Raw genomic sequence first — 25,741 nt, 5'->3', positions numbered from 1 at the left:
CAAGGAGTCTGGCTGGCTGCGAGAACGTCGCAGCATTTCCAGGCGAGGCCGAGGTGTCGGCAACGATCTTGCTCATCCTCAACGTCGCGCCAGGCGGCCGGCGTTGTGGGAGTGGGCGCCTCTCCCAACGATGTACCGTGCGCCCACGGACTGAGGTCATCCGGCTCTTGCGAAGGCGACCACGTGCAAGGCGCTACCCATCGCACGACCGGCCCGGCGCTTTCGCCCGCCCGGCACAGCCGTTGCCTGGGCGGATGACATTTCGTCGCCCCGCAGCTGCCGCCAGACACGCCGCTGACCCACGCCGATCCCGCAGGCGGTGATCGTCAACGGTCATGGCTGCCGAGCCGGTCCTCAAGACCGAGGCTTCGCTCCAGGACCATGGTGTCGATTAGATCGAGTGCTCGGTGCCCGAGGTCGCCCTCCGGGTGTCGGGCGTAGATGCTGGTGACGACCTCCGTCAGCATGTGCGCGTGCGCAGCGGCAGCCGAACTTAGGTCTGATGTCTTCTTGCCGTGAAGTTCGTAGAAGCACTCGGCCAGGTCGAGGACGAGGCCGGGGTACACCTCCTGACAGCGCATGGCCGCCTTGACAGCGGGTCCGGGGTCCAGCTCGAAAGCGCGGGTGTAGGCGACGTTGGTGAGCAGGTCCTGGACGTGTGGATGATCGGTGGCTGGGAGTTCGCGGACGGTTGTCAGAGCTGTTCGGGCGACCGCATCGTTGGGGTCGTCGCACAGCTTCAGCAGCGCGTCGACCAGTCGGCGGGGAAAGGCGGTGACTGGTTGTAGATCGGCGAGGGCGGTGGCTACCCCGAGGCGCTCTGGCACCCGGCCCTCGGCCACGGCGTCGAAGGCACGTTCCGCGGCCGGGGCCCGGTCGGTCGCGTAGGCGTAGGTGGTCAGGAAGGCGGCGTTGTGGGCGGCTCGTTCGGCGACGGATGCCAGGATCCGGTTGGTGGAGTCTTCGGTGTTGGCGGCGGTGCGCAGGTCCAGCATGCGCGCGGCGAAGGTCTCGATGGCGGCGTAGTCTCCCCAGCCGATCGTGTTCAGGAGTGTGTGGAGGGGCAGGGTGGCGAGCAGGATCCGGGAGTCAGCCGGGTAGTCCGAGCCGGGGGGCATCGTGAGGCCTGGGGCGTCGAGCGCGGTGGTGAGGAGCTCTGCGAGCGTGGCCTTGTTGGTGCTCTGGGTCCGGCCGGCGATTTGAAGGGCGGTTACGCGCGCCACAAGGTCGGGGCTCGACGCGAAGCGCTGGAGCTCCTCCTGTAGGGCCGTGGCAGCCTCCGGGTGGCTCTCGGCGAGGCCGCGGAGGGCGTCGAGGGCTGTCCCTTCGGCGTGTTGCCAGACGGTGCTGACAAGTTGGCCTGCGATGTCACCGCCGTACTCCATCAGGTGAAGCTGGCCCTGGTCGGGGTTGTCCTCCGCTTTCGGTGCCGGCTCCTTCGGGAGTCGGGGAGCAGGCCCGGACGCTGTGCTCGCGGGTGTCGCGGTGGCGCCCGTGGTCGTCCAGATATTGCGGAGAATGGCGACGAGGTCCTGGGGAGTACAGTTCGCGGTGGTGAGGTCGTCGGGGGTGATGTACCCGGTGGTGTTGCCGATGAGAATGGCGAGGCTCTGTCGGCCGTACGTCTCCACGCGGGGGGCGGCGGCCATCACTGCACGCAGTACCTGAACGCTGGTAGCTCTCTTTCCGGCACGGGCCTTGTCCAGGCCGGCCAGGATGGCGGCGACGTAGGTTTCGGGAAGCAGGCCGCTGCGTTCCAGGAGCGTGGTGAAGCGCTCGGGGTTGTGGTCGGTCGCGGTGGTGACGACCTCGGCCAGGCTGATCGCCCCGCCGATGAGCTGACCGTCCTCCTGCCATGCGTGTCCGTCGGCAGCGTGATCGTTCAGCTGCTGGATGAGCTGGTCGTCCTCCATGGCCTCGACGTCTTGGAGGCTGATCGGCGGCCGTAGCGGTGCGAACCGGACAAAGCCACCGAGGGGCTGGATCGTATTCGCGGGAGTATCGACGCGCCCAAGCTCGGTGTCGAGCCTGTTCCGGTGCTGCAGGGTCTCCTTGGTGAGCTGTGAGGCTGGGATGTTCGCCAGGAGGATCTGCGAGATGCTGCCCTTGGGCAGTCTGCCGTCCTCCTCAGCCGGGCTGGTTACGGAGGCGGCCCGTTGCTGAGCGGGAGCGGACTGCTCGGGAGCACGATGTTGGCAGACCTGGGTGAGCGCCTCGGCCGAGAACCCGTACGGGGCAAAGACCCAGCCTTGGACGAGAGCGAAGGAGTTCCCGCTCAGCCATGCGAGCGCGTTGTCGATGAGGTCGGGGTGTCCGGCCGCGAACCCGGCGGCCGCGAGGACCTGTTCAGTGGCAAGTCCAGACTTGGCCATGTCCCGCACGGCGGCGTGGGCTTCGCTGTCGCCGGCGCCCGACGCAGCCAGGATGGCCTGTGCCAGGTGGCCGAGGACAGTGTTGTTGTCACCTCCAGCCATCGGCGGCTGGGGCGGCCGCTGCGGGAAGGTGGCGTCCTGCTCCCCACGGTCCGTGACATGGCCGGTGCGGGTGGCGGCGCTAGCAGCGCGTACAACGGGCAGGACGTGGCGCACGAATGCGGCCGGGTCCTGTCCCGCGAGCTTGCCGATGACGTCCAAGGCGCTGTGGTAGCCGATCCCGAGAAGCTCCACGGGGCGAGGGTCCCGGGGGGCGGCCAGGGCCAGGCTGGATTCCGGCTCCCGAACGACGGACTTCTCCCCGGCTTCGTGCTCCGCCTCGGTGTCGGCCGAGGAGAGCGCGGCGACGTGGAGAACGAGCCGGCGGCTCATATAGGCGCCGACGATCCTGGCGCCCGCCGCCGCAGCCGTGTCCGTGGTGGCGTAGAGGAGGGTGAAAACGTCGTGCCTTGGGTCATCAGTGGCGCCGGCCTTGATCGAGTTCTCGAACAACTCGACGGCCGCGTCGCTCCTCGCCAGCGGCGCCAGGTTGATCACGTCGATGATGCGCGGAGGCCAGGCCGGATCGTCGACATGGGGCTGCATGAGTGCGGCGACTTGGTCCGGGTTGTTGCGGACCATGATCCTGCAGAGCCACACACCGAACCCGGCCGTGGCCGGGTCGGCAAGGTAGTCCCTGACGATGCCGTGGGTCAGCAGCAGTTCACCGAAGGCGGGAGAGCGGGCGGCGAGGGCATGGGCTCGGTCCGACAGAGGCTCGGTGCGGCCGTCGCCCAGGACGGTCAGGGCCTGCCATTCCTGCAGCGTCGGGTCGGGGACGCTGGTGACCAGGGCGATGACCAGTTCCTTGATGTGCGGGCGTACGTCCGCAGCCGCGAGTACGTCACGGACGTCGCGCAAGTACTGGCTTCGGTCCTGCTCCCGTTCGAGTGTCAGGATCTGGCGGACCTGGGAGCGGCGGAACAGGTGCTGCTCCGCGCTGCGCAGGAGCTCCAGCAAGGATAGCTCACCATGGACGTGGTGGCGGGCGTAGGCGTGGTCGAAGTAGGCCTCGTGGGCGAAGCCGATGCGGCCGTCGCTCTTGCGCAGCCAACCGGCGCTGATGAGGTGGTCCACCGTGACCAGGTACTGACTCAGTCGTGCTTCGGGAGCGGTCAGCTCTTGGTGGGTACTCAGCCGCACGGCGAGGATGCTGGTGACCTCCTCGGCCGGCGCGCCGGGCTCGATCCGGTGGACCTCGCGGATGACGCTCTTGAAAAACCGGTCGAAGAGGTGGAGACGCGTGGTGATTCCGGTGGTGTCCTCGCCTCGATCGCCCAGCATCACCAGCATGCGCAGGTGCAGCGGAGTACGAATGAGGTCCTGCAATGTGGGCGGCAGCGCGGCGAGCGTCAGGCCGACTGCGGTCAGTGCCCGCTCCACGTCATGCACCGGGAGCGGGCCCAGGTCGATCTGGAATCCCTCCACAGCGGGCACGGTCAGGCCTTGCAAGCGGTCGTCCTCATGGAAGTCGAACGTCCGACAGGCCAGTAGGACACGCACTCCCATGGCGCGGGCCTGACTAAGCGTCTCGGTGACAGCATGAAACCGCTCCGGGTGACGCCCGGATACGCTGCTGAACGCGTCGACCTGATCCAGCACCAGCACGGCCGGTCCCCCTGCGGCCAGCCGTGCCAGGACGACAGCGGGTGATTCTGGCAGGCCAAGTGCCGCGCCCAGTCCAGCGGCATCGTAGAACTCCCCGGCAAGGCGGTCCAGCCGCGCAGCGAGTACTAGAGGCTGCGATGCGGCCGCATCGACGGGCGGTGCAGTGAGCTGCTCGACGACCTGCCCCAGCAGCTCCGACTTCCCCATGCCCGCGACACCGGTGACCGTCACGACGGGTGGACCGTCAGCGGAAGTGAGCGGCCCGTAGATGGTGTCGGCCTCCGTCCGCCGGATGGCGGCCAGCTGGCCGCGGTCTATCGCCACGCCGAGAGCGTAGGACTGGTTGACCGCGTTGATCCTGACGCGTGTGCCGGGGTCCCTTCCCCAGTCGTTAGGGGTCAGCTGCTTGGTGGCCAGGTGGTTCCAGACGTCCTGCGCGGTGATCTCCTGGCTGAGATGGTCTTCCAAGTAGGTGCCAAGGAGACTCACCACGGTCGCCGGGTCACCGCTCACCAGACAGCGAGCCTTTGCCTCCAGGAGGGTTTCCAGAATCGGCTCGCTGATCACCCCGACGGTGACCTTCCGGAGCGCCTGCCAACTCTCTTCCGGACCCCACCAATCCCACTCATCGCAGATCTTGGTCCAGGACTGCTTCTTCTCCTTGGCGGCCGCGAAAACCCCCTCGAAGTCTTGCAGGTCGCCGGCCATGCGCGCGCTCTCGGTCAGGTCCTGCAGGTGGGAGGCAGACAGAGTCGAGTAGAACTCACACTTGGCGGTGGACGCGATCTTCAGCTGCCTGCCGAAGTCCTTGATGATGCCCCTGCCCACCAGCTTCGCCAGCGTCCACTGTTCATCACCGTCCAGCTGACGCTTGACCTGAGCGTAGGTCCGGGAGCCGTCACCATGCTCAACCCACCACTCGAAGTCGTCCTCGCCCGGCTGCTCGAGCCGAAACCGAACCGAGTCATGCGCCTCATCCAAGAGCTCGAGCAGGCGCAACAGTGCGAGCCGGCGCTCGTAGCGGTTTCCGATCTTGTCGGCGAGGCCTCCCTTTGGCGGCATGGGCGGGCCGTGCTCCTCTCAGCAAGTAAGTCTTCGGTCGTTCTACAGCCATCCTTCCGCAGCGAAGACCCTGGCGGTGACGATTTCGGGTTCGAGAAACACGGAAGGAGAGACATACGGCGCTCCTTCCACACCAGGGTGATGCTGGAGAGGTACCGAAGAAGTCACCGCCAGTGGTGCAGGACCGGGGCGCTCCCGCTGATGCATCCCGATCGTCAGCCGCCCTGCGCCGTGCTTCCGGCGTGCACCGACTGCTTGACGCGTGCTTCGAGTTCGGCGGGCAGGTACCAGCCTTCGATGGTGGGTGTCATGTAGAGGCGGGCTTTGAGGCCGAGGAGGAGTTGGCGGCGGTGTTCCTGGTCGGCCTTTGTCCAGGCGTCGGCGAAGGTCTGGCCGGTCTCAACTTCCACCCAGGCGGCGGGGCGTTGTGGGAGGGCGGCGAGGCGGCGGCGTTCGTCGACGAGGACTTCGAGGGCTTCGGAGTACTCGTCGTCGCCGCCGGGGTAGTCGAACAGGCCTCGTCGTTTCTCCTCGCGCAGGTCGCGCATGGCCTGGGTGACGTGGTTGAGCTGCTCGGTGTGGTCCTCACCGGGAATGAACCGACGCACTGTCATCGCCAGCCCGGCCAACCGCTCCACCAGGGCGGTGATCGCCGCTGTGACGCGCTCGCCCTTCACCGATTGCCCCTTGCAGACCGGCTTGCTGGCCGTCTTCGCGCAGCGGTAGTACTCGTAGATCTTGCCGTTCTTGGCGAGGTTCACCTGGCGGTAGAACCGGTCGCCGCAGCGGTCGCAGTGAGGCACGCCCAGCCAGGGCGAGGCGCCGTTCGAGCGTTCCTTCGTGATCGTGCGCTCGTTCATCGCCGCCTGGATCGCGGCCCACTCCTCCTCCGTGAACAGAGGCTTGGCCATCCGGATCGGCAGGCCCTTGGCGTCGCGGGCGACCTTGCGCGCCTTCACGGAGCGGCCGGTCAGCTTCAGGCCCATCGTCGCCGGCGAACGAAGGATCTTCCCCACGCTGGTCGGGTTCCAGTGGTTCGACGGCGGCGTCTTGCGCTTGCTTGAGTACGACTCGCCCTGGTTCTTGAACGCGTGCATCGACGGGGTGTCGAAACCAGCGGCTTCCAGAGCCGTGGCGATCATCCACTGGCTCTGCCCCTCCAGCAGCAGCTTGCCCATGTACCGGACGGCTTCGGAGGTGACCGGGTCCGGTTCGAGGGTGCGGCCACCGCCAGGTCGGTCGACGATCCGATACCCGTACGGCGGCTGCCCGCCCGCCCAGCGGTCCGTCTTGCGCAAGTGCCTGTGCGCGGCACTGACCCGGGCCTTGATCCGCTTGAGCTCCATCTCCGCGAAGATCGACGCCAGCATCAGAAAAACCTTGGCCAGATCGTTCCCGAACGACCGTTCCTGACCGTTGCGGTAGTCCAGGGTGATGCCGTCATCCGTGAAGACCAGAACCTTGTGGTTCTCCTCCGCCCAGTGCGCCACGTCCGCACAATCCTTCGCGGATCGGAACGCCCGGTCGACCTTGGCCCACACCAACGCGTCCCACTCGCCCTGCCGCTCGGTCAGCCACGGACCCAGGTCCGGGCGCTTCCACGGCGTGACCTCCGCGGAGACATCCAGATCCTCGAAGGACCCGACGATCTCCCACTCCTTCGAGACCGCATGCCGGGTCGCCGACTCCGCCTGGACCAGGTGCGACACCTTGCCCTCGTTGCCGTGCGTGTCCGAGACCCGCAAACCCACCACTGCCCGAACCGGCGCCGAAGCCGTCATAATGCCCATGGGCGTCCCCCTACCGCCCAGGCCAGCAGGCACCCTCGAACAGGCTGCACTCGAACGGATGGACCTTTTTCGAAAAGGTGTCGTTCCGCTGGCGCATCGACTATCTGATGGCCAGTCAGAAACTTGCGGACACCGCCATCGAGGCCTACGTCGAACGCCCCGCCTCCCATGCCGAACGCTGGAGCGACCACGCACCAGTGACAGCCGTCTTCGACATCGACCAACTCCTCAAGCACTGAACCAAATTCGGGAAGCTGGCTTGAACTGCTGCGGTTCGTCGCACGCCCTACCGGAGGAACGATTGGGGCTGCCACTGGCACTGCAACTGCACTCTGCGGCGACCCGCTTCCCTGACTGACAGTTGGCTGATGTTCTGGAAACGCCTCGGTTTGTAAAAACCAAGGCAGTCTGGCGGGAGTCGCCTCGCGGCACAGGTGACGACTCGGGGAAGTCGATTGACGCCCTATTTGAGGCCCAGCCGGCCACTCACCAGTGTGGGGTGTGTCAGTCCGCGACCCGGCGCTGTGGCCCGACCCGGAGCGCTTCGACCCCGCCCGCTTCCCCCTGGCGCGGACCGACCCGGGCAGCTCGGCGCCTACTTTCCGTTCGGCCTCGGCGCCCGCGCCTGCCTGGGCATCAGGTTCGCTCTCCGCGAGACCACGGCGCCGCTGGAACTCCTGCTGCCGCTCGGGCGGTTGGAGTTCCACTCCCGCCCGAGCGGGGCGGCGTACAGCATCGTCGTCCGCCCCAACGGCCCGACTCCGGCGGTGCTGCGCTAAGTCCCCCTGGCCGCCCTTCTGTCCTCCAACCAGGCTGCGATCGCGCGCGACTGTGCGAGATCCGCCTCGTGCACCTCGGGGTTCGTCAGGTTGAGTTTCAACCGGATCTTGGTGCTCTCGGCCAGGGCTGTTTCGGCGACGTTCCATCGGTTCAGGTTGCCCAGGCGAACGGCGAGGTTGCTGAGGCATGAGGCGACGTCATCGAGACTGGCATCGATCGCGGCACCGTGCAGATCCACCGCCTCCTCGATCGCGGCCAGCGCCTCCTCGTCCCGGCCCGCCTGGCCCAACCGGTTCGACAGGTTGTTCAACGCTTGCGCGAGACCGGGCCCGAAGGCCCCGGCATCGTAGTCGGCCAACTCCCGGTACAGGTGCACGGCCTCCTCGATTGCGGCCAGCGCCTCCTCGTCCTGGCCCGCCCCAGCCCATCGGTTCGACAGGTTGTTCAGCGTCAGTGCGAGACCGGCCTGGACCGGCACCGAGGCGCCTTCGCGGTACAGCGCTCGGTACAGGTCGGCGGCTTCCTCCACCAGCGTGAGCGCCTCCGCCGGCCGGTCCAACTCACCCAGCCAGACGGACAGGTTGTTCTTGGTCTTGGCGAACTTGGCGCCGAAGACGTCCGGCTGCTGGTCCGCCAGAGCCCGGTACAGCTGTGCGGCCTCAGCTGCATTGGCCCACGCCTCCTCGCGCTGCCCCGCCCTGCCCAAGAGGTTGGAGAGGCCGGTCAAGGCGCTGGCGAGCCCGGGGCTGAAGGCCTCCGGTGCCCGGTCCCACAGCGACCGGTAGTGACTGACCGCCTCACGTGCGGCCGCGACATCCGCGCCGGCTTCCTCCTGCAGTGACTCACCAGTATCGACCAGCTTCTGTTCGAAGAAGTCCGCCAAGCCGGCAGCAGTCGGCCGCTTGGCCGGATCCCGGTCCAGACAAGCCCAGAGGACACCGGTGATCCAGGATTCGAGGCCCACGGCCTCCAGACTTGCCCGCACGTCGGGCACTTGCCCGACGTAGTTCCACCGACCGGTGGCAGCGGCGATGAGAATGGCGCCGACCGCGAACATGTCTTCCGCTGTCGTCGGACCCTGGGGTTCGTCCTCCGCCGTCAGTCCGGAGAGTTCGAACTCCACTTGTCGGTAGGCATAATCCCTGGGGTAATCCTCTCGGTGACGACTGTGGACCCCATCAAGCGTTGCCGTCATCCACCCGACCAGCTGCACATCGCGGTCGGTGACCAGGACGGTCTCCGGCGTCAAGGATCCGTGGATCAGCCCCCGTCCGTGCGCATGGCGGACCGCGCAGGCCAGGTCGTATCCGATCCGGTAGAAGAGGCCGATGTCCACCGGCCTCCAAGCCTTCCCTGCGATGGCCCGGATGTTCGGCGCAAGACCGGACCGTGAGTGGCCATTTCGCCAGACACAGGAGGCCGCCACCCACGGGGGCTCCTGCTCCTGGTCGTACCGTGCGTCGAGCAGCTTCGGGGCGAAGACCCCTTGCATGCGATCGAGGCATTCGGCCTCCGTCCGGATCAGATCGCGCGCCTGCTCCGGATCGAGGTCACCCAGTGAGGTCGGTGTCCGTAGCGACACCGTTTCGCCGTTCTCGTCGAGTGCCAGGTACATGGGCATGTCGATCCAGCCATGGTCGTATCGGGCGTACAGCGTGTACGGTCCGAGGCTCTGCGGGTCGAAGAGGGACAACGGCGACCAACCCCGCGGAATCTGCGGAGGCTCCGCGCCCGGGCCATCAGCCGATCGACCAAGTTCGGCTTCCCGCACGCCCGTCGCCCCGGTCTCCCCTCGCACGGCCTCGCCCGTTCCCCCCGGCGACACGCCGAGCCGCGCCAGCAGCCGACCCGTCAGCCACCCGAAGGGCCGGTGCTCATCCCCGAGCGCAGCCGTCCCGTCGGGGTGGCCCACCCAGGCCGCGAAGCCCGGGGAGCGACCGACGCCGGCCTCCAGCAGCTCGGCGACGGCGCTCGTGGTGCGCAGCAGCTCCTTCGGGGCGAGTGCGCCCAGCAGGATGCGGCTGGTCTCCGGTGCGAAGTCGTAGAGCCGGTGTTGGGGCAGCAACCCGGGCTGGCCGTCCGGGACTTGCCGCATCAGGCCGCCGAGGAAAACCTCCACGACGTGGCCGCTGTCCGTCGGCGGGCCCAAGGCACCCTGGACCAGCCGCATCACCGGCACCTTGACGGGAGCCACCGCCGCAAGGTGTGCCGCCAGCCGGTAGGCCTCGGGCGAGGCGGCGGAGCGGAACCGGAGCACCGCTTCCGCCTCGTCCTCCTGTCGGGTGTCGGCGAAGTCCCCTCCCGGGCCCGGCCGGTGACCGTTCCAGAGCGGTAGCAGCGCGCTCGCGCCGGGCGACGCGATCAGTCGTGCCCAGTCCGCCACGGCAGCGGGCGAGGGTTCGAGCACCGGCACCGGCAGGGCGTCGAACCTGACCAGGCCCGGGGGCAGCACCGGGTCGGCCACCTGCCAGGCGGCGTTCGGACCCCCTCGGCGGATCGTCGACACCCGCCATCTCCGCACGGGGATACCCGAATTCACCCACAGGCGGGTGGGCAGCGCGTGCACGATCGCGGTGGGGCCGCGCCGCGCCCAGAGGTCGATCGCGTCGCGCATCCGGCCGTCCCACCACGCCTCCCCGACGCCGTCGCTGATGATCAGGACGAGGGTGTCACCGCTGGGGTCGACCAGGCTGGCGGGCGACCGGAACGGTCCTTCGGTACAGTACGGGCGGGCGCTGATCAGGGGAGCCTCGGCGCTGCGGGCGTCGAGGCCGTACACCCGGACGTCGCGGAAGGCGCCGGCCCGCTCCATCAGCCGGCGCACCTTGGCGGCCAGACCCTGCCACAGCACCATCGACACGCCGTCGTCGACGACCAGGGCCAAGGACAGCCACCTCGTCCTGGCCGGCCGGGTGATCGTTTCCGGCAGCCCCGAGTCGGCCATCGCCGCGACCGTCCGCGCCAGGTCGAACTCCTGGATCCGACGGTCGACGAAGCGCTGCCGCAGGGGGCGGAGCGCCTTTCCCAACCGTAGTGCGCTTGCCGGAAGTTGAGGGTTGTCCGGGACCCGGACGCCATGGGCGCGGGCGCCGTCCGCCCCCGCCTTCGGCAGCTGCTCGTCGTCGGTCCGGGAGCCCGCCTGCAGCGGCCGTTCGAACGATCCGTGCTCGGCCGTCTCCTGCTCCTCAGGTCGGCCGACGGGCTCCGCAGCGTCCTGCGGGACGGCCGCCGGGTACTCGGGACGGTGGTCGGACCGCGGCCGGGGTTCGCCGGGAACGCCCCTGCGGGCTAGCGGCCCGACGCCCTGCGGGAGCATGCCGGCCAGCCACAGAGCATCGAGGAGCTCCTCCTCGGAGAGCTCCACGCCGCTTCTGGCCAGGACCTCCGTCAGCCTCCCGAGCATGCCGTCACACCGCTCCGCCGAGCTGGTGCAGGACGGCCTCCAGCAGCCGGCCGGCCTCCAGGTCGACCCCGCTCTTCCGCAGGAAGACCGCGTTCAGGAGCTGGTCGGTCGCCAGCTCGCCAGGGGCCCGGCGGCGGAGGAACTGCGCCAGCAGGTCCTCGACACCGGCCAGCGCGTCCGGGCCCAGGTGGGCGGCCACGATGTCCCGCAGCCGCTGCTCGTCGGGCTCGGGCAGGTCGAGGCGGACACAGCGCCGCAGGAAGGCGGGAGGGAACTCGCGTTCACCATTGCTGGTGATCACGACGACGGGGAACTCCTGGCACCGGATCCGGCCGCGCTCGACGGCCACCGGCTGGTCCGGCTCGTCCGTCTGGACCAGGACCGCGGAGTGGCTCTCGGCCAGTCGGGCGAGCTCCGGGATCGCGAACTCGCCTTCCTCGAAGACCGTGAGGAGGTCGTTGGGCAGGTCGACGTCACCCTTGTCGAGCTCGTCGATCAGCAGCACCCGCGGACGGTCCCGGCGGGCCATGGCGTTGCCCATCGGGCCCAGCCGGATGAACTCACCGATCTCCGGGTCCTTCTCACCGGCGTCCCGGCGCAGGTTGGCCTCGCGCAGCCGGCCGACCGCGTCGTACTGGTACAGCGCGTCCTGAAGGGTGGAGCGGGAGTTCACCGGCCAGTGCAGGACGCGGCCGAGCGAGAGCTCGTGTGCGATGGCGTACGCCAGGGAGGATTTGCCGGTCCCGGGGTGGCCAGTCACCAGCAGCGGCCGGCGCAGGTGCAGGGCGGCGTTGACGACATCGGCCTCGTCCTCCCCGATCAGGTACGGCCGCGAGGCGGCGGTGTCCTCTCCCGGCCGTGCACCAGTCGGCAGTTCGGCGGAGAACCGACGCCAGGGCGGGGCCGGGGGGAAGTCCACGACCCGCTCGGTCCCGTCGCCGCGGAACAACCTCCAGTCCCCCTCGACTCCTTGGGGTCCGCTGTCGACTCCACGGCCTGTGGTGGTCATGAGAAGTTGGCTCCCTTCCGAGGGTCCATCAGTTTGAGTGAGGAGGATTCCGGGCCCGTGCCTCCGTCCTCCCACACCAGGGCGGGGCGGGCGGAGTTGGCCTGGGGATCGGTGGATGCCCGACCCCGGAAGATCCGCACGCGCTCCGGAAGATCGGCCAGCTTGCCGACCGGATCGAGCGGCCGCAGTTTCTCGGCGTCCTCGAAGTCACTGGCTTCCCGGTCCCACAGCACGACGGGGACGCCGAGTGCGAGACAGACGGCGAGCAGGCCCGGCCGTTCGTCCCGGGGCCCATGCAGGACGACGCGGCTGGTGTCCCGGTAACTGGTCTCCAGGAGGTCTTGGAGCTTCTCCCTGGTCGCGGTGGACTTGTCCACGACCAGGGACTCCGCCGAGCCCCGCTCCCATCGACGCCGCTGGGCGGCGTCGCGCTCGGGGACCCATTTGCTCATCTCCGGACAGCTCAGGGTGAGCCGGTACTGCGCGCCGACCGGTCGGCCCGGGACGAAGATGTTCGGCGCGCCCGGATTCCACTCGTCGACGGCGATGTCGAGCCCCTCCGGGTCCACCAGGACCTGCACCCACGGCACGTCGTGATCCGACTCGTCCGCGGCGAACTTGACCGCCTCGCGCAGGTACCGGGCGACTTCCTCCTGCGTCTCGAACGCCGTCGTCGACTCCTGGAGCGGGGTGTGGGTACCGTCCTGCCGAGCCAGGAAGGTCCGGCAGACGTACCGCCGGTCCGTGGTTCCACGGTCAGTGTTCAGTGTCAGGACCACCCGCGTCGTCGGCAAGGCCTGCTGGGCTCCCCACTGCCTGGCGTCCTCGCGTCGCTCGAAGAGCGCCCTCGGGTGGATGCCCGTCCGGTCGGCGACACCGCTGGACCAGCTCCGGAGCTCCGCAGCACATTCCGGCCCGACGGCCGCGGCCAGGTACTCGACCACCCGCAGCAGGGCCGGAACCGGCGGCGTCCCCGACGGGACGCGTTCGCTGTCGGAGACCTCCTCCAGCGCCTCGACCACGTCCTCCAGGTCGTCGACCGCCAGACCGGGGCGGGAGAGCGGCTCCGGGAGCACGGCGTACCGCAAGGCCTCGCGCGCGGCCCGGGGAAGCAAAGCAGAGTGTTCCGAGTAGATGTCACGCAGGAGCGCCAGCAGCCGCCCGTGCTCCTCCAGGGCGAGCAGAGAACCGACACCGAGAGCACGCGCTCTGGTCAACAGCCTGGTCAGCTCGTCACGCTCGGCCTGGCCGTTGAGGGTCACCGCGAGCAGGCTGCTGAGGGACGCGAGCGCACGTCGATCCACTGCCACCAGGTCGACCAGACCGCGGATGGTCGACTTGTAGCCCACCGGCACCGAGTAGTCCAACTGCTCGGCCAGCTCCCGCACATGCTCGGAGCAGTCGTCTCCGCCGATCAGCTGCCATAGCGACTGCTTCAGTTCCACGTCGAACGGGGTCCATGCGGTGGACGGCCGCTCCGCCGGTACGGACACGCCGATGCTAGCCAGCTCGGGCGTGCCGTCGGCGTACTTTCCGAGGACCTCGTCGAAGACGCCGTTCTGCAGGAAGGCGTGCGCCGGGCAGGCCCGCAGACGGCGATTGCCGTAACCCTGATCGTCCCGGATGACCACGCCGACGAGCCGGCCCTCGCAGAAGACCGCACTCCCGGACGCCCCCGACCAGGCCTTCTTGCCGTCCGACCGCGGATCGGGCGCAATCTGCTGGTCGAGCACGTAGAGACCACTGGCCCCAGAGGACAACGGGGACAGTTCCCCCCGGAGATACTCGACCTCGCGCCCCTCCTGCGTACTGGCCTTCGGGAAACCGAGCCCCTCATAACCCAACACGGCCCTGCCGACCGGCCGGCCCCACCGCACCGTCTGCCCTGGCACGACCACGTCACTGCTGAGGAGCAGCAGCGCCACGTCCAGGCCGTCCGGGTGCGGCCAGACCTCATCGACCTCGGCAGACCGTACGGCGTCCTCGCCCTCACCGGGATGCCCCACCCGCACCTGGATCTCCGGCCAGGGCGTTTCGGCGTCCTCCTGCATCACCACATGGCGAGCGGTCAGCACGAGTCTCGGGCCGATCAGATAACCCGACCCGGTGCTCTTTCGATCCTTCGTGGTCCCACTGCGGATCAGCGCCAGTCTGCGCGGATCCATCTCACTCCTCGTCCCACGACCCGGTTTCGTCGTCGCTGATCTCGGCCGTGGTCGCGCCGGCCGCGCGATCACGGACCGACAGCTTCAGCGTCAGCTTGTGGGTCCGGACGGTGGTGTGCTCGCCTCCCGCGCCGACGGTGGCCACGCCGAAGTTCAGCTTGCCGTCGCCCTTGCCGCTGTCGCGCAGTTCGAGGAGCAGTTCGATCTGGGCCTCCTCGACACCGAACGCGAACTGCTGGCCCGCGCCCAGGTCCTGAGCCTGGTAGAGCTCCTGCCTCAGTTCCTCGATGGCTGCTGCCAGCCCGATGCTCTCCATCTCCACTCCCCCTGCGCCCCCACCCTGTACGGACCACCGGTCATACTGGGCACACGCTACAGCCTCACGCGGACACACCGCCAAGCAGGACCACGGAGACCACTAGCCCATGCCACCGCGTCAGAGGGACTCGGACGGAACGCCGCAGGAGTCCGAAGCGAAGTCCACTGCGGAGCTCACAGATTCGATCTGGCGCGCGATGGACAAGCTCCGCGGCTCCTTCGACACCATTCGGTACCAGGACATCGTCCTCAGCCTGGTCTTCCTGCGGCACTTGTCCGTAGCGTTCGACGAACGCCGCGCGGAGCTGACACAGGAGGTGCTTGGCCTGGGTATCGACGAGGACCGCCTCGACGAGTTCTTGGATGACAAGGACGAGTACACCAGCGCCCATACGTTCTGGCTTCCGCCCATCGCCCGCTGGTCGTCGATCACTGCCCCTTCGCCGGAGCGCAGTCTCCGTCGGCGCTTGGACGACGCAGTGAACGCGATCCGTCGCAGACACTCGTCATTGACAGACGTTCTGTCGGGCCTCCCCCTCCAAAGCGGCATCGACGAAGTCCGCCTGACCGAGCTCGTCGGGATCATCGACGAGATTCGGATCGACAGCGCCGACGGCGAGCCCGTGCGCAGTCCGCTTCCCTACCTGTACGAGGCACTACTCCTGCGCTTCGCACGTGCGATGGGGCCAGGAGGCGGCGAATTCCACACGCCTCCGTCTGTTGCTCTGTTGATCACGCGGCTCCTGCAGCCACTGGGAGGTCGGGTGTACGACCCGACGTGCGGAACCGGAAGCCTGCTCGTGGAGGCGGCCAAGTACAGCGCGAGGCACCGGAGGACGGCCGGCCCCATGGCTCACGTCGCCCTCTTCGGCCAAGAGGTGAACGATCAGTCATGGCGCCTGGCCAAGATGAACCTCGCCATCCACGGTCTCGACGGAAGTCTCGCCGACCGCCCCGAGGACACTCTGACTAACGATCAGCACCCAGACATCAAAGCCGACTTCGTCATGGCACATCCGCCCTTCGACATGAGCCTCCGGAGCGTGGACCCGACTGACAACCGCTGGAGGTACGGCGTCGCGTCGACAGGCAACGCCAACTACGCCTGGCTCCAGCACGTGATCTCCAAGCTGGACGATCACGGTACGGCCTGTGTTTTCCTGCCGAGCAGCTCGATGTCCTCCCGAACCCCTCGCGACCGCCAGATCCGAGGTGCATTGATCGAAGCCGACCTGGTGGCGGCCATGGTGGCCCTTCCCGAGCAGCTCTTCCCCCACGCCAAGATCCCAACCTGCCTCTGGGTGCTGGCGAAGGACAAAGCCCCGTACCCGAGGACGGGAAGGAACGACCGGAGAGACCAGATCCTCTTCATCGACGCGCGGACCATGGGCTCCACGGCCGACGGCGCTCTCCGCGTGCTGAGGCCCCAAGAGAATGCCACGATCGTCGACACGTACCGGTCGTGGCGGGGGACGTCCTCCGCCCGCAGGCGCGACGGACCGTACCGGAACGAACGGGGCTTCTGCTTCTCTGGTCGCCTCGACGCGGTCCGCGACAACGGATACACGCTCACGCCCGAGGAATACGTGCGCGCCTATCCCACCATCCGCGAGCGCACCGGTCCTCCGCCGACCAAACTCACGAAGGACCTGTACGGCCTGTTCGAATGATCACTGGCCTGAACGTCCTTCCACCTTCCCGCCGAGGGGAGTGCGCCGCGCCGACACCTTGCGGTGGCCGATCCGCCAGCCGTCAGCCGTGCGGACGACCGTGTCGTCGTAGGCCAGCAGTCCTGAGGCGCAAGCGGCCTGGCGCGCTCGGGCTCGATGCGTCCCGCAAGCGCTGTGTGGTGGGCCTGTTCCGGATACCCGACAGTGTCGGTGGCCGGGCCGCGTGGTCAGTCGGTCCCGCCGGGTTCCACCAGCCTGACAGCAAGCCTGCCGTCCTGGCATTCCATGACGACAGGAAAGGCCGTCATTCCCTGCGCTCGGTCGTCCGGGTCCTCGGGAAGACCTTCGAGGGCCGAGATGTCCACTCCGACGTCTTTCAGTTGCCCAAGGCGGACCGTCACGACAGGCTCCTGGTCGTCGTCACCGGTCCTGTAGGCGAACCCACTCATGGTGTTCACGGCCGGGGAGGCGGCGGCGAACGGCGGGGTCTGACTTCCGTCGTCCACGTGGCCGAAGAGGGCCGCGGCCTCGGCCACCATGGCCCTCGTGCCCGCCAGAGGTTTGAAGTCCCACAGGACCTGGTCGATGAACCGGTCCGAGAGTTCGACGGACCGGCCGTTCACCAGGGTCTCGAAGCACAGTGCTTCTCCACGCCGGTGGACCTCGATACGCACGCTCACGCCGCGCGGGTCGCCCGCGTAGTCAAGCGCGCCGGCGTCCACGATCCTCATGACCGTCATGTCTCCCTCTGCCAGGTCCGTACGCTGAGCGGCGGAGAGGGGCAGCGTGTAGGGATTGCCGCGGAACGGCGAAGGATGCCAGATCGCGCCGGAGAAGCCCTGGAGGACCGGGAGCCTCCAGCCGTCCGGCCTGACGGTCTCCATGAGCGGTTCCATCAGTTCGCCGACCGTCTTGGAACCGTGCCGGAGGACGAGGATGAAGTCCCTCTCGCCGATGACCCCGACGGAGCTTCCGCCGTCGGGGCCCGCATAGGCCCGATCGACGCAGTCACGCAGGACGCCGTACGCGCTCGGGGGCTCGTCCAGGTCGACGGAGACGGTTGTTCGCCCGTCAGAACCGGTGACGTGGCCTCTGCTGAGGTAGTCCGACGCCCGGCGGGCGCGGGCCTCCTGGCGCGCGTGCCTCCCGCTCGGCTCACGGAGCGGGAACTTCTTGTTCTTGCATTCGAGGACGGAGACGGACGCATGGCCGACGGAGACGATGTCGCCTACCGCGAGCAGGTGGGTGAGGTCGCAGATGACGGGAATCCCGCCGTCCAGGCCCCTGCGAGCCACTGACATGACGAAGTCGAAGTCCTCCCCTTGCGAGGAGATGGACGGGGGATCCCGGCGGCTTCGTGCCATCTCCCGGATCGTGTGGCGGTCCACTAGCTTCCACGCGAGGGCGTCACCCATGAGCCGCAGGAGATGCCTGTGCTGGTGGGCTTCGTCGGTCTTCTGCGGCTCCGCGGCCCTGATCCCGTCGGCGATCCGTACCTGGAATTCGAAGATTTCTTCCGGACTGCCTGCGGCGTCCAGTGCGTCGAGCAAGGATGCGCGCGAATCCTCGAACGTCATGCGGGCGATTGTAGCCCCGGCGCGCCCTCGGTCCCTTTGTGATCCGGTGTCCCGGGGAGGCTGGAGGGCCCGGCCCGCGGGTCGTGGGGATAGAGTGCGACCGATATGGCAATCCGTCACCCCGCACACGAGACCGATAAACGCCCGCTCTGGCCCGCCTGCGGCCACGGAGCCGGCGGGGACGATCCCATCGGCTGCCGCGGCCGCGAAGTGGCGAGGTCCGGCGCTTGCCTGGCCCACATGCCGGACGGCCCCAGAGCCGGATACTTCGCGGGCCTGACCGCCGGAGACCCTGTCGACCACCGCGGCACCACCTTCACGCGGGAGTTGCTCGACGGCCTCCTCACCGCCCTGACCCATCCGTCTGAAAGCGCGCCGAGGTTCGGACCGGCAAGGTTGAGCGAAGCGGTGTTCGAGGCGCCGGTAGACCTCACCAACGCTTCCTTCCGCGCAGCGTGGTTCGACAAGGCACGGTTCCGGGCGGCAGTACGTTTCAACAATGTGGTTTTCGGCGACGCGGCCCACTTCTCCGAGGCACGTTTCGAGGACGGTGTCGCCGACTTCCGGGCAGCGGTCTTCGGCAGGGACGCGGACTTCACCAGGGCGGCGTTCACGTCGGGGGCGTGGTTCGACCTCGCGGGCTTCGGGCCGGGAGCGCGCTTCACCCGGGCCTCGTTCGGCGGCGCGTCCCGCTTCCGGACTGTCCGCTTCGGGGACCGCGCCGACTTCCGCGAAGCCGGGTTCTCGGCATCCGTCGACTTCACCAAATCGGCGTTCGGAGCCGAAGCCCGTTTCACTGAGGCCGAGTTCGCTGGCGAGGCCCGCTTCGGCACCGCGGCCTTCTCCGGCCACGCCCGGTTCAACCGGGCGACGTTCCGGACGGGTTCGATACTCGGCCCGCTCCTGTGCGCCGGCACCCTGGACCTCGGCGGCACGGTCTTCTGCGACACGGTCACCCTCTCGGCGGCGGCCTCGGCTGTCAGGTGCAGGGGCACACGGTGGGACGCCAAAGCCTCCCTCCGCCTTCGCTACGCGAGCGTCGATCTGGCCGACGCGGCCCCCGCGAGCCTGCTCGGTGTCTCCTTCCACCCTGCGCCCTTCCACGAGACACCCGACGAGAGCGTGTTCGCCGGCCGGGACCCGCGGCCCGCGATCACATCCCTCAGCGGCGCGGACGCGTCCAACCTGGCACTGGCCGACACCGACCTCACCGCCTGTGTCCTCACCGGGACCGCCAACCTCGACAAGCTAAGACTCGACGGCGAGACCCCGATGGCCCGCCCTCCCCGCGGCCTGCAACGCTCCGGATGGCGCCCGGTGCTCTGGAGCTCCCGCAAAACCCTTGCGGAGGAGCAGCACTGGCGCGCGTCACGGGGCGCCACCGGCTGGGCGGCGGGCCCGCCCGGCGCACCTGTCCCCCGGCCCGCGACCCTGGCGGTGCTGTACCGCCGGCTGAGGAAGTCACTCGAGGACGGCAAAAACGAGCCGGAGGCGGCGGACTTCTACTACGGCGAGATGGAGATGCGCCGCCACGACCAGACCCGGCCCTTGGCCGAACGAGCCCTGATGCTGCTCTACTGGGCCGTGTCCGGCTACTCCCTGCGGGCCCTGCGCGCCGTGGGATGGCTGGCTGCCGCGATGCTGGTGTCCACGGTCCTGCTCGCGTTGTGGGGCCTGCCCCAGCGTCCTGCTCAGCAGGTCACGACCGGCACGATCAGCGGCACGACGCTGGCGGCGACGACCGTCACTCCGTTGTCCGAACACCCCACCGGGCCTTGGAGCGAGCGGCTGAGCGCCCGCCGGCTGGACAGAGCGCTGAGAGTGACGATCGGTTCCGGCCTGTTCCGGTCCTCCGGCCAGAACCTCACCCCGGCCGGCACCTACATCGACTCCCTGACCCGGTGCGTCGAGCCCGTCCTGCTCGCCTTCGCCGTGCTGGCCGTCCGTAACCGCGTCAAACGGTAGCGGACGGGCCGTACCCGCGCCGTCGCCGGGTGTGCCCCACCGGCCCAGTGCGCTCACCAGCCGGGCGTGCCAGCGTCGTTCGACGGATGACAGTGGCTCCGTCTAGCCTGGGCGTCGTGGGATCGAAGTCCGCGCGGCGCTCCCGCCGCTCGAAGGCCAGCCGCCGGAGCGCACAGACTCCCGTAGGCCTCCTAGGCATGGACCCGGCGACACGCCCCGCCCGCCTGATCGAGGAAGCGATCACGAGGCTGGGGACATACGCGGGGCACGAGGACATGGCCCAGGCCGAGGCTGCTGCCCTGGACAGACTCGACCATGCCGTCGGCGAGTTGACACGGCTGATCGCACCGCATCACGGCTGGGACCTCGTCGAGCTCCTGCGGCTGCGGAACTCCTACCTGCCCGAGTCCGGTGTCCCTGCCTCCGAGCACGACGGCAGCGCCGCGGTGATCGAACTCGTGGCACTCCTGGTGGCTGCCCGCGACGCGTCCGCTGCCCCGTCGTCCTGCACGGGTGCGAGGATCCCGGCGGGCTTCGATGTCGAACCGGTGCAGAAGGCGGCACTGGACTGCTTCCACGCGGCATCGCTGCTCCTTCTCTTCCGCAACGCCGCGCAAGCCCACTCGCTGTCGTTCATCAGCATGACCTCTGTCCTGCGCGAGGTCATGCTGCGCAATTCGATCTATCCGCACATGCTGCGGGACACCCTGCAGGAGCTGTTCGGCGGCACGCTGATGGAAAAGGACTGCCGTGACGTCCTCGGGTTCACCGCGGCCGACGCCGTCGCGGTCCTCGAAGCGTGCAACACCGTGCGCAACGAGGCGTGGCAGCGGCGGTTCGACGTGTTGCGGGGCGTCTTCTCCGCCGCGATGACGCTGGAGGAGGAAGGCAGCCTGGGGACGGATCCGGACACGGCCGCACAGGACCGTGATCGCTCCCGCGATGCGGCCCGACGGGCGTGGGAGCACGTCTGGGCGCGACCGGCCGAGTCGGCGGCCTTCACGTGCGCCGAGATCGCCGGACACTGCGGGCTGCGTCCGGAAGTCGTGCAGGCCGTGGTGTCCGCCTTCACCCTGCCAGCGCGGCCGCGGGCCGCCCGTGAGGTGGCGCTGGAGTTCTTCACGGGCCGGTCGACCCTGCGGGTGACCCCGCTCCTCCAAGACGACAGGGGGCGTGCCCTGCTCGTCCATGACGCGCTGCTGCTTCCGGCGGTTCGCGAGCTGATCGAGCAACGGCTCAAGGATGCGGGACGGTGGGACGCCTACAGCAAGCACCGCGGCGCCTACGTCGAGCGGACCGCGATCGATCTGTTGCTGCGGCATCTTCCCGGCGCGGTGGCGCACATCGGTTTCGAGTACCGCGTTCCCGACCCTTCCGACCCCTCGCCCCGGAGCGGCCCGGCCGGCTACACCAAGACGGTGGAAGCCGACGGGCTGATCGTCGTCGACGACGTCGCGATCGTGGTGGAGACCAAGGCCGGGGCCCTCACCCCACTGGCCCGGACCGGGGAGAGCCGCCGCCTGCGCAGCAACCTGGGCCGCATCGTCACGGAGGCGGCCGAGCAGGCCCACCGCTTGCGGGAGCGCATCGAGGTCGACCACGGCCTCAGACTGCGCGACGGCACCTGGCTCGACCTCGCTCACGTCCAGGAGGTGCACACCGTCGCCGTGAGTCTGGAGGACCTCTCCGGTATCTCGACGACGACCGCGGACCTCGCCGCGGCCGGCCTGCTGCCCGGCACCGCGTACCCCTGGACCGTTTCCCTTCACGACCTGCGGGTGATCTGCGAACTCGTCGACCGACCTGCCGAGTTGCTGCTGTACCTGCAGCGCAGGACGGCTCCCGAGACCACGATGAAGTTCCGCGCGGTCGATGAGCTGGACCTGTTCCTGCACTTCTTCCGCAAGGGTCTGTACGTCGAGCCGGATCCCGAGATCGTGCGTCAGGAGCTGCCCCAGTTCGGACAGGCCACGATCGCCGCGCAGCGCCGGCGTTCCGACGAGGCCGTCCACGTGCTCTCCAGTGAGACCGACAGGCTCGACACCTGGTACGACCACCGGCTCGGGCATTCCTCCGTTCCGGCCGACAAGCCCACGATGAACGGCGATCCCGCGCTTTTGGCCCTCGTGGACGCCGTCGCGGCAACCAGGGCCCCGGGGTGGCTGGCCACGGGCGCGACCCTGCTCGCCGGATCCGCCAAGACCCAGCGCCAGTTCGGCCGTGTCGCAGAACAGTTGGCCAGGAGGAGCCGGAAGGACCGCGCACCGCACACCATGGCGATAATCAGCGGCGCCACGCGGCAGGACAGCTACCTCCTGATCTGGATGAGCCACCTCGACGGGCAGGGGCAGGCAGACCCCCGACGGTTCCTGCGAGACTACCTCGAAGCCAAGAAGCACCAGATGCGGATGACACGGGCCGCCGGATTCCTGGTCGACGCCCGTACCGCGGTCCTGACCGATGTCCTCTTCGACAACCGGGTCCCGGGCGCCGACCCCGGCCTCGACGCCCTCGTGGAGAGACTGGCTCTTCGCCCTCCCGCACGGACGCCCCGCAGCCTTCCCCCGCCGTCGGCTCAGCGGGGCCGGTAGCGACGGCCGTACCACGGTCCGGTCGTTCGAGGCACGCGCAGCACGTCGCCTCCGCGTTGCCGTTCACACTCGAAACCATGTCGGAGGTCTCGGCCAGCCTTGGCTCCCGCACTGTCCAGCCAGTCCCGCACGCGCATCGGTTGGCGGAAAGTCGCCGGGCGAGGCGTATGGATCCGTGACGACCACCTTGCCGGCCGTCTGGGACTGGGGCCGATCAGCTGCTCCCCTGGCTGCAGAGCGCCCGGCCGCCGAGGCGGCCCTGGACGAGCGCGGGGATGCCCCCGGTCCAGCTCGGCCTCACCGACCACGAGGGGGCGGAGTTCCAGGAGTCCGCCAGGCCCGGCGCCCCGGCCCCGCCAGCCGTGGCGCTGCTGGCCCCCGTCGTCCCGCACCGCCGACGAGCCGGCCGCTGCCCAGGAGGACAACCCCGAACACCGCCACGTACGCGCCCGCCGAGTTCCTCCTTTACCTCCGCCGGCGGCGCAATCCAGATGTCACCGTCATGTTCAGCGCACCGGACGAGTTGGACCTATTCCTCTGTTTCTTCGAAGTTGATGTGTGAGGGCTCAGGAGATCCTTGACGTCGGTCACTCGTTGGGGGCGGGATGGAGCCGCAGGAGTTGGTGGAGCACAGCCGGGCCGTGTTGGAGGTTCTCGACGGGGCACCGCTGGTCGAGGTCGCCCTGAGGTACGGGGTGTTTCGGTAGCCTTGGCTGCCGCCTGTTCGATGTGTGGAGGGTCCGTGTCGGAAAGCACCGCAACGGTTGGGGCGGGTGTGCCGCCGATCAACTTCGTCATGCATCAGGCGCGTACCGGCAGCATGGGCGGGGCTCGCGAGGATTTCGAGACGATGATCGGCCTACTGGCCGCTGCGACCACGCCGAACGTGCGGATCATTGCGGCGAACCCTGGCGACTGGGGAATCGACGCATTCGCCGGTGACCTCGGCGATGCCATTACCGTCTGGCAGTCCAAGTACTTCTGGCCGATCACCGAAGGGGGAACTCACCAGCGGGCGATCCGGGAGTCCTTCGAATCCGCCGTGAGAGCCGCCGCGGTGCACGGCTACGCGGTGGCGAACTGGATCCTGTGCATCCCCTCCAGCATGGATGGTGCCACTGCCAAATGGTGGGACGCATGGAAGAAGCGCAAGGAGAAGGAACATGGCGTCGTGATCGAGCTGTGGGACGAGACCGCACTGCGTCAGAGGCTCCACACTCCCGAGGCGGACGACGTACGGCGGGCCTACTACGAGCCCTTGCACGGAAAGCCGCCCACCGACGGCGGAACCGATCGACTCCGGGACCTGTCCCGATGGCCGTTGGTGAAGCACTGGGACGTCCTCCAGGCGGGCGTGCACCGGGTGCGCCGAGGGGGCGATGGCGACCGCGTCACGCCGTACGTGGCACGGGACATCGACGAGGGCCTGAAGCGGCGGATTTCCGAGGCTGCCGTCCAGGGCGGACTGGTGCTGGTGGTCGGCGACTCCACTGCCGGAAAGACGCGTGCGGCCTTCGAAGCGGTGCGCGCTGTGCTCCCTGAGTACCGAGTCCTGAGCCCGGAGAGCGGCAGCGACCTTCAGTCGATGGCCGAGGTCCTGGAGGGAACCAGCGAGCCGTGCGTGGTGTGGCTCGACGACCTGGAGCTGTACCTCGGCCCAGAGGCGTTGACCCCAGCGCTGCTCGCGAGGTTCACGCGGTCGCGAACTCCTGTCGTGGCGACGATGCGGTCCTCCCGACATCTCCTCCTCAACAGCTTTGCGGACGCCGACGGCGCCATGGCCGCCAGAGCCTCCAACCAAGCTGTCGCCGCAGCGGCAGCCAGGGTCCTCAATCTCGCGGAATCCATTGACTTGAACCGGCTGTGGAGCGAGGTGGAGCTCGCCCATGCGGCGCAGAGCAGCGACAGCCGTGTTCTCGAGGCCGTGGAGCACCACAGCCCCTACGGCGTGGCGGAGTACCTGGCGGCCGGGCCCGCTCTCCTTCAGGAATGGCGGCGCTCCTGGCGCGCGGGGGCTCACCCCAGAAGTGCCTCCATCGTCGCCGCGGCGGTGGACCTCTCTCGTACCGGAATGCGCGGCCCCTTCACGGAAGGGCAGTTGAAGGAACTGCACGACATCTACCTCGCGAGGGAGGGCGGCCCCGTACTCCGTCCCGAGTCGTGGTCGGACGCGATGGCCTGGGCGACCAAGGTGCACTACGGGGTGACGAGTCTGCTCATTCCATCGACCGATGGCGCATGGCGGGTCTTCGACTACCTGGCCGATCACACGACCAGTGAAATCCCTGCTCAGTCCTGGGACTTTGCCTTAGAGAACTCCCACTCGCCCGCCGATCGGTACACGATCGGCGTCAATGCCTACCGGCCGGCGCCCGCGGTTGCCGAGCGCATCTGGCGTGAACTGGCCGACCGCGGCGTGGTGGAAGCCATGCACTCCCTCGGCGTTCTGCGCCTGAACGCCGGGGACGACGGAGACGAGGCGGAGCAGTGGTTCCGTCGTGCGGTGGACGCCGGTCACCTCATGGCGGCGAACAATCTCGGGATCGTGCTCGTCCGGTCGGGTCGATCGGAGGAAGCAGAGGCGATGTTCCGGTTGGCCATGGCCGTCGATCGAGGGCTCGCTTCGCAAAGTCTCGCGACGCTCCTCGTGGAAACCGGCCGCCGGGACGAGGCGGAGGGGTACTACCAACAAGCCATCGAGTCCGGGCACAGCGCCGCAGCCATCGACTACGGGAAGATGCTGGCGGAGGACGGCCACCTCGCCGAAGCCGAGGTTCTGTTTCGCTTCGCCATCGAGGACCATCCCGGGCCGGCCATGATGAACCTGGGGTGCGTGCTGGCGGCCGTGGGACGCTTGGAAGATGCCGAGCACACGCTGACGCAGGCACTGGAGTCCGGACACCCGCAGGCCGCAGCGCCCCTTTACCAGCTCTACAGCGCCGCGGGGCGTTGGGCGGAAGCGGAGGAGCTCGCCGAGCAGGCTGCCGAGGCCGGAAATCCCGAAGCGGCACTTGGACTCGGACTGGCGCTCATCGAGGAAGGTGAGCCCGACCGCGCCGAGCGTATCCTTCGACGGGCTGCCGAGAGCGGTCTGATCACAGCGGCCGTGAGTCTCGGACTTCTGCTGCGACGCCAGGGCAGGGCACCGGAAGCGGCGGAGATGCTGGCCAGTTCGCTCAGTCAGCTGACCTCCGGTAAGGCACGTCAGTACGCTGACTTCCTCGCGGAGTGGGGCCGCCAGGATCTGGCCGAGGTCGTTATCGGGCATGTCGACGGCCGGGATCGATGACTGCCGGCTGGCGGATCGGTCGCCTGAGCGGTTCGGGTTTCAC

The 25,741-nt window shown here is 68.6% G+C and carries 13 protein-coding genes; 6 read left to right on the top strand and 7 right to left on the bottom strand.

Annotated features, from left to right (window positions below; translation table 11 throughout):
- Positions 1-326: 326 nt before the first annotated feature.
- The gene (locus ACFCY1_RS05250) at positions 327-5,141 is read right to left on the bottom strand and encodes an NACHT domain-containing protein (protein WP_375873585.1); all 4,815 of its coding nucleotides are present in this window, start codon (positions 5,139-5,141) and stop codon (positions 327-329) included.
- A 215-nt stretch (positions 5,142-5,356) separates the two neighbouring features.
- Positions 5,357-6,931, bottom strand: coding sequence for a recombinase family protein (locus ACFCY1_RS05245; RefSeq protein WP_375873584.1), 1,575 nt, complete (start codon positions 6,929-6,931; stop codon positions 5,357-5,359).
- 107 nt (positions 6,932-7,038) lie between these two features.
- Between ACFCY1_RS05245 and ACFCY1_RS05240 the strand changes: the two genes are divergently transcribed.
- Positions 7,039-7,170: a hypothetical protein gene (locus tag ACFCY1_RS05240; RefSeq protein ID WP_375873694.1), complete on the top strand. Its 132-nt coding sequence runs from the start codon at positions 7,039-7,041 to the stop codon at positions 7,168-7,170.
- 285 nt (positions 7,171-7,455) lie between these two features.
- Positions 7,456-7,710 carry a cytochrome P450 gene (locus ACFCY1_RS05235; RefSeq protein WP_375873583.1) on the top strand — a complete coding sequence of 85 codons (255 nt, stop codon included), beginning with the start codon at positions 7,456-7,458 and terminating at the stop codon, positions 7,708-7,710.
- Here the strand turns inward: ACFCY1_RS05235 and ACFCY1_RS05230 are convergent.
- Genes ACFCY1_RS05230 through ACFCY1_RS05215 form a run of 4 tightly spaced genes read right to left on the bottom strand, consistent with a single transcriptional unit; the run spans position 7,707 to position 14,604 of the window.
- Positions 7,707-11,075 (bottom strand): SAV_2336 N-terminal domain-related protein, encoded by a 3,369-nt coding sequence (locus ACFCY1_RS05230; RefSeq protein WP_375873582.1) that lies wholly within the window; start codon positions 11,073-11,075, stop codon positions 7,707-7,709. The genes ACFCY1_RS05235 and ACFCY1_RS05230 overlap by 4 nt on opposite strands.
- 43 nt (positions 11,076-11,118) lie before the next feature.
- A complete protein-coding gene (locus ACFCY1_RS05225) occupies positions 11,119-12,123 on the bottom strand; it encodes an AAA family ATPase (protein ID WP_375873581.1) in 1,005 nt (334 codons plus the stop codon).
- Positions 12,120-14,288, bottom strand: a complete 2,169-nt coding sequence (locus tag ACFCY1_RS05220; protein ID WP_375873580.1) for a trypsin-like peptidase domain-containing protein — start codon at positions 14,286-14,288, stop codon at positions 12,120-12,122. Before ACFCY1_RS05220 ends, ACFCY1_RS05225 begins: the two co-directional genes overlap by 4 nt.
- A gap of 1 nt (position 14,289) precedes the next feature.
- Complete coding sequence (locus ACFCY1_RS05215) at positions 14,290-14,604, bottom strand: trypco2 family protein (protein ID WP_375873579.1); 315 nt, start codon at positions 14,602-14,604, stop codon at positions 14,290-14,292.
- A gap of 109 nt (positions 14,605-14,713) precedes the next feature.
- Here ACFCY1_RS05215 and ACFCY1_RS05210 point away from each other — a divergent pair, with 109 nt between their 5' ends.
- Positions 14,714-16,276 (top strand): N-6 DNA methylase, encoded by a 1,563-nt coding sequence (locus ACFCY1_RS05210; RefSeq protein ID WP_375873578.1) that lies wholly within the window; start codon positions 14,714-14,716, stop codon positions 16,274-16,276.
- A 227-nt stretch (positions 16,277-16,503) separates the two neighbouring features.
- Here the strand turns inward: ACFCY1_RS05210 and ACFCY1_RS05205 are convergent, their stop codons facing one another.
- Positions 16,504-17,853, bottom strand: a complete 1,350-nt coding sequence (locus ACFCY1_RS05205; RefSeq protein ID WP_375873577.1) for a hypothetical protein — start codon at positions 17,851-17,853, stop codon at positions 16,504-16,506.
- Between the two features lie 105 nt (positions 17,854-17,958).
- Here ACFCY1_RS05205 and ACFCY1_RS05200 point away from each other — a divergent pair, with 105 nt between their 5' ends.
- From ACFCY1_RS05200 to ACFCY1_RS05190, 3 genes are all read left to right on the top strand, one after another.
- On the top strand, positions 17,959-19,818 hold the full coding sequence (locus tag ACFCY1_RS05200; protein ID WP_375873576.1) for a pentapeptide repeat-containing protein: 1,860 nt from the start codon (positions 17,959-17,961) through the stop codon (positions 19,816-19,818).
- Between the two features lie 197 nt (positions 19,819-20,015).
- Entirely contained in the window at positions 20,016-22,409 is a 2,394-nt protein-coding gene (locus ACFCY1_RS05195; RefSeq protein ID WP_375873575.1) for a hypothetical protein, read from the top strand.
- 742 nt (positions 22,410-23,151) lie between these two features.
- Positions 23,152-25,698: a tetratricopeptide repeat protein gene (locus ACFCY1_RS05190; protein WP_375873574.1), complete on the top strand. Its 2,547-nt coding sequence runs from the start codon at positions 23,152-23,154 to the stop codon at positions 25,696-25,698.
- Positions 25,699-25,741 lie beyond the last annotated feature (43 nt).

The organism is Kitasatospora sp. NPDC056273, assembly GCF_042268845.1.
GTDB lineage: Bacteria > Actinomycetota > Actinomycetes > Streptomycetales > Streptomycetaceae > Kitasatospora.
Note: the sequence above shows the minus strand (reverse complement) of the source record. Positions and strands in the feature narration are given on the sequence as shown.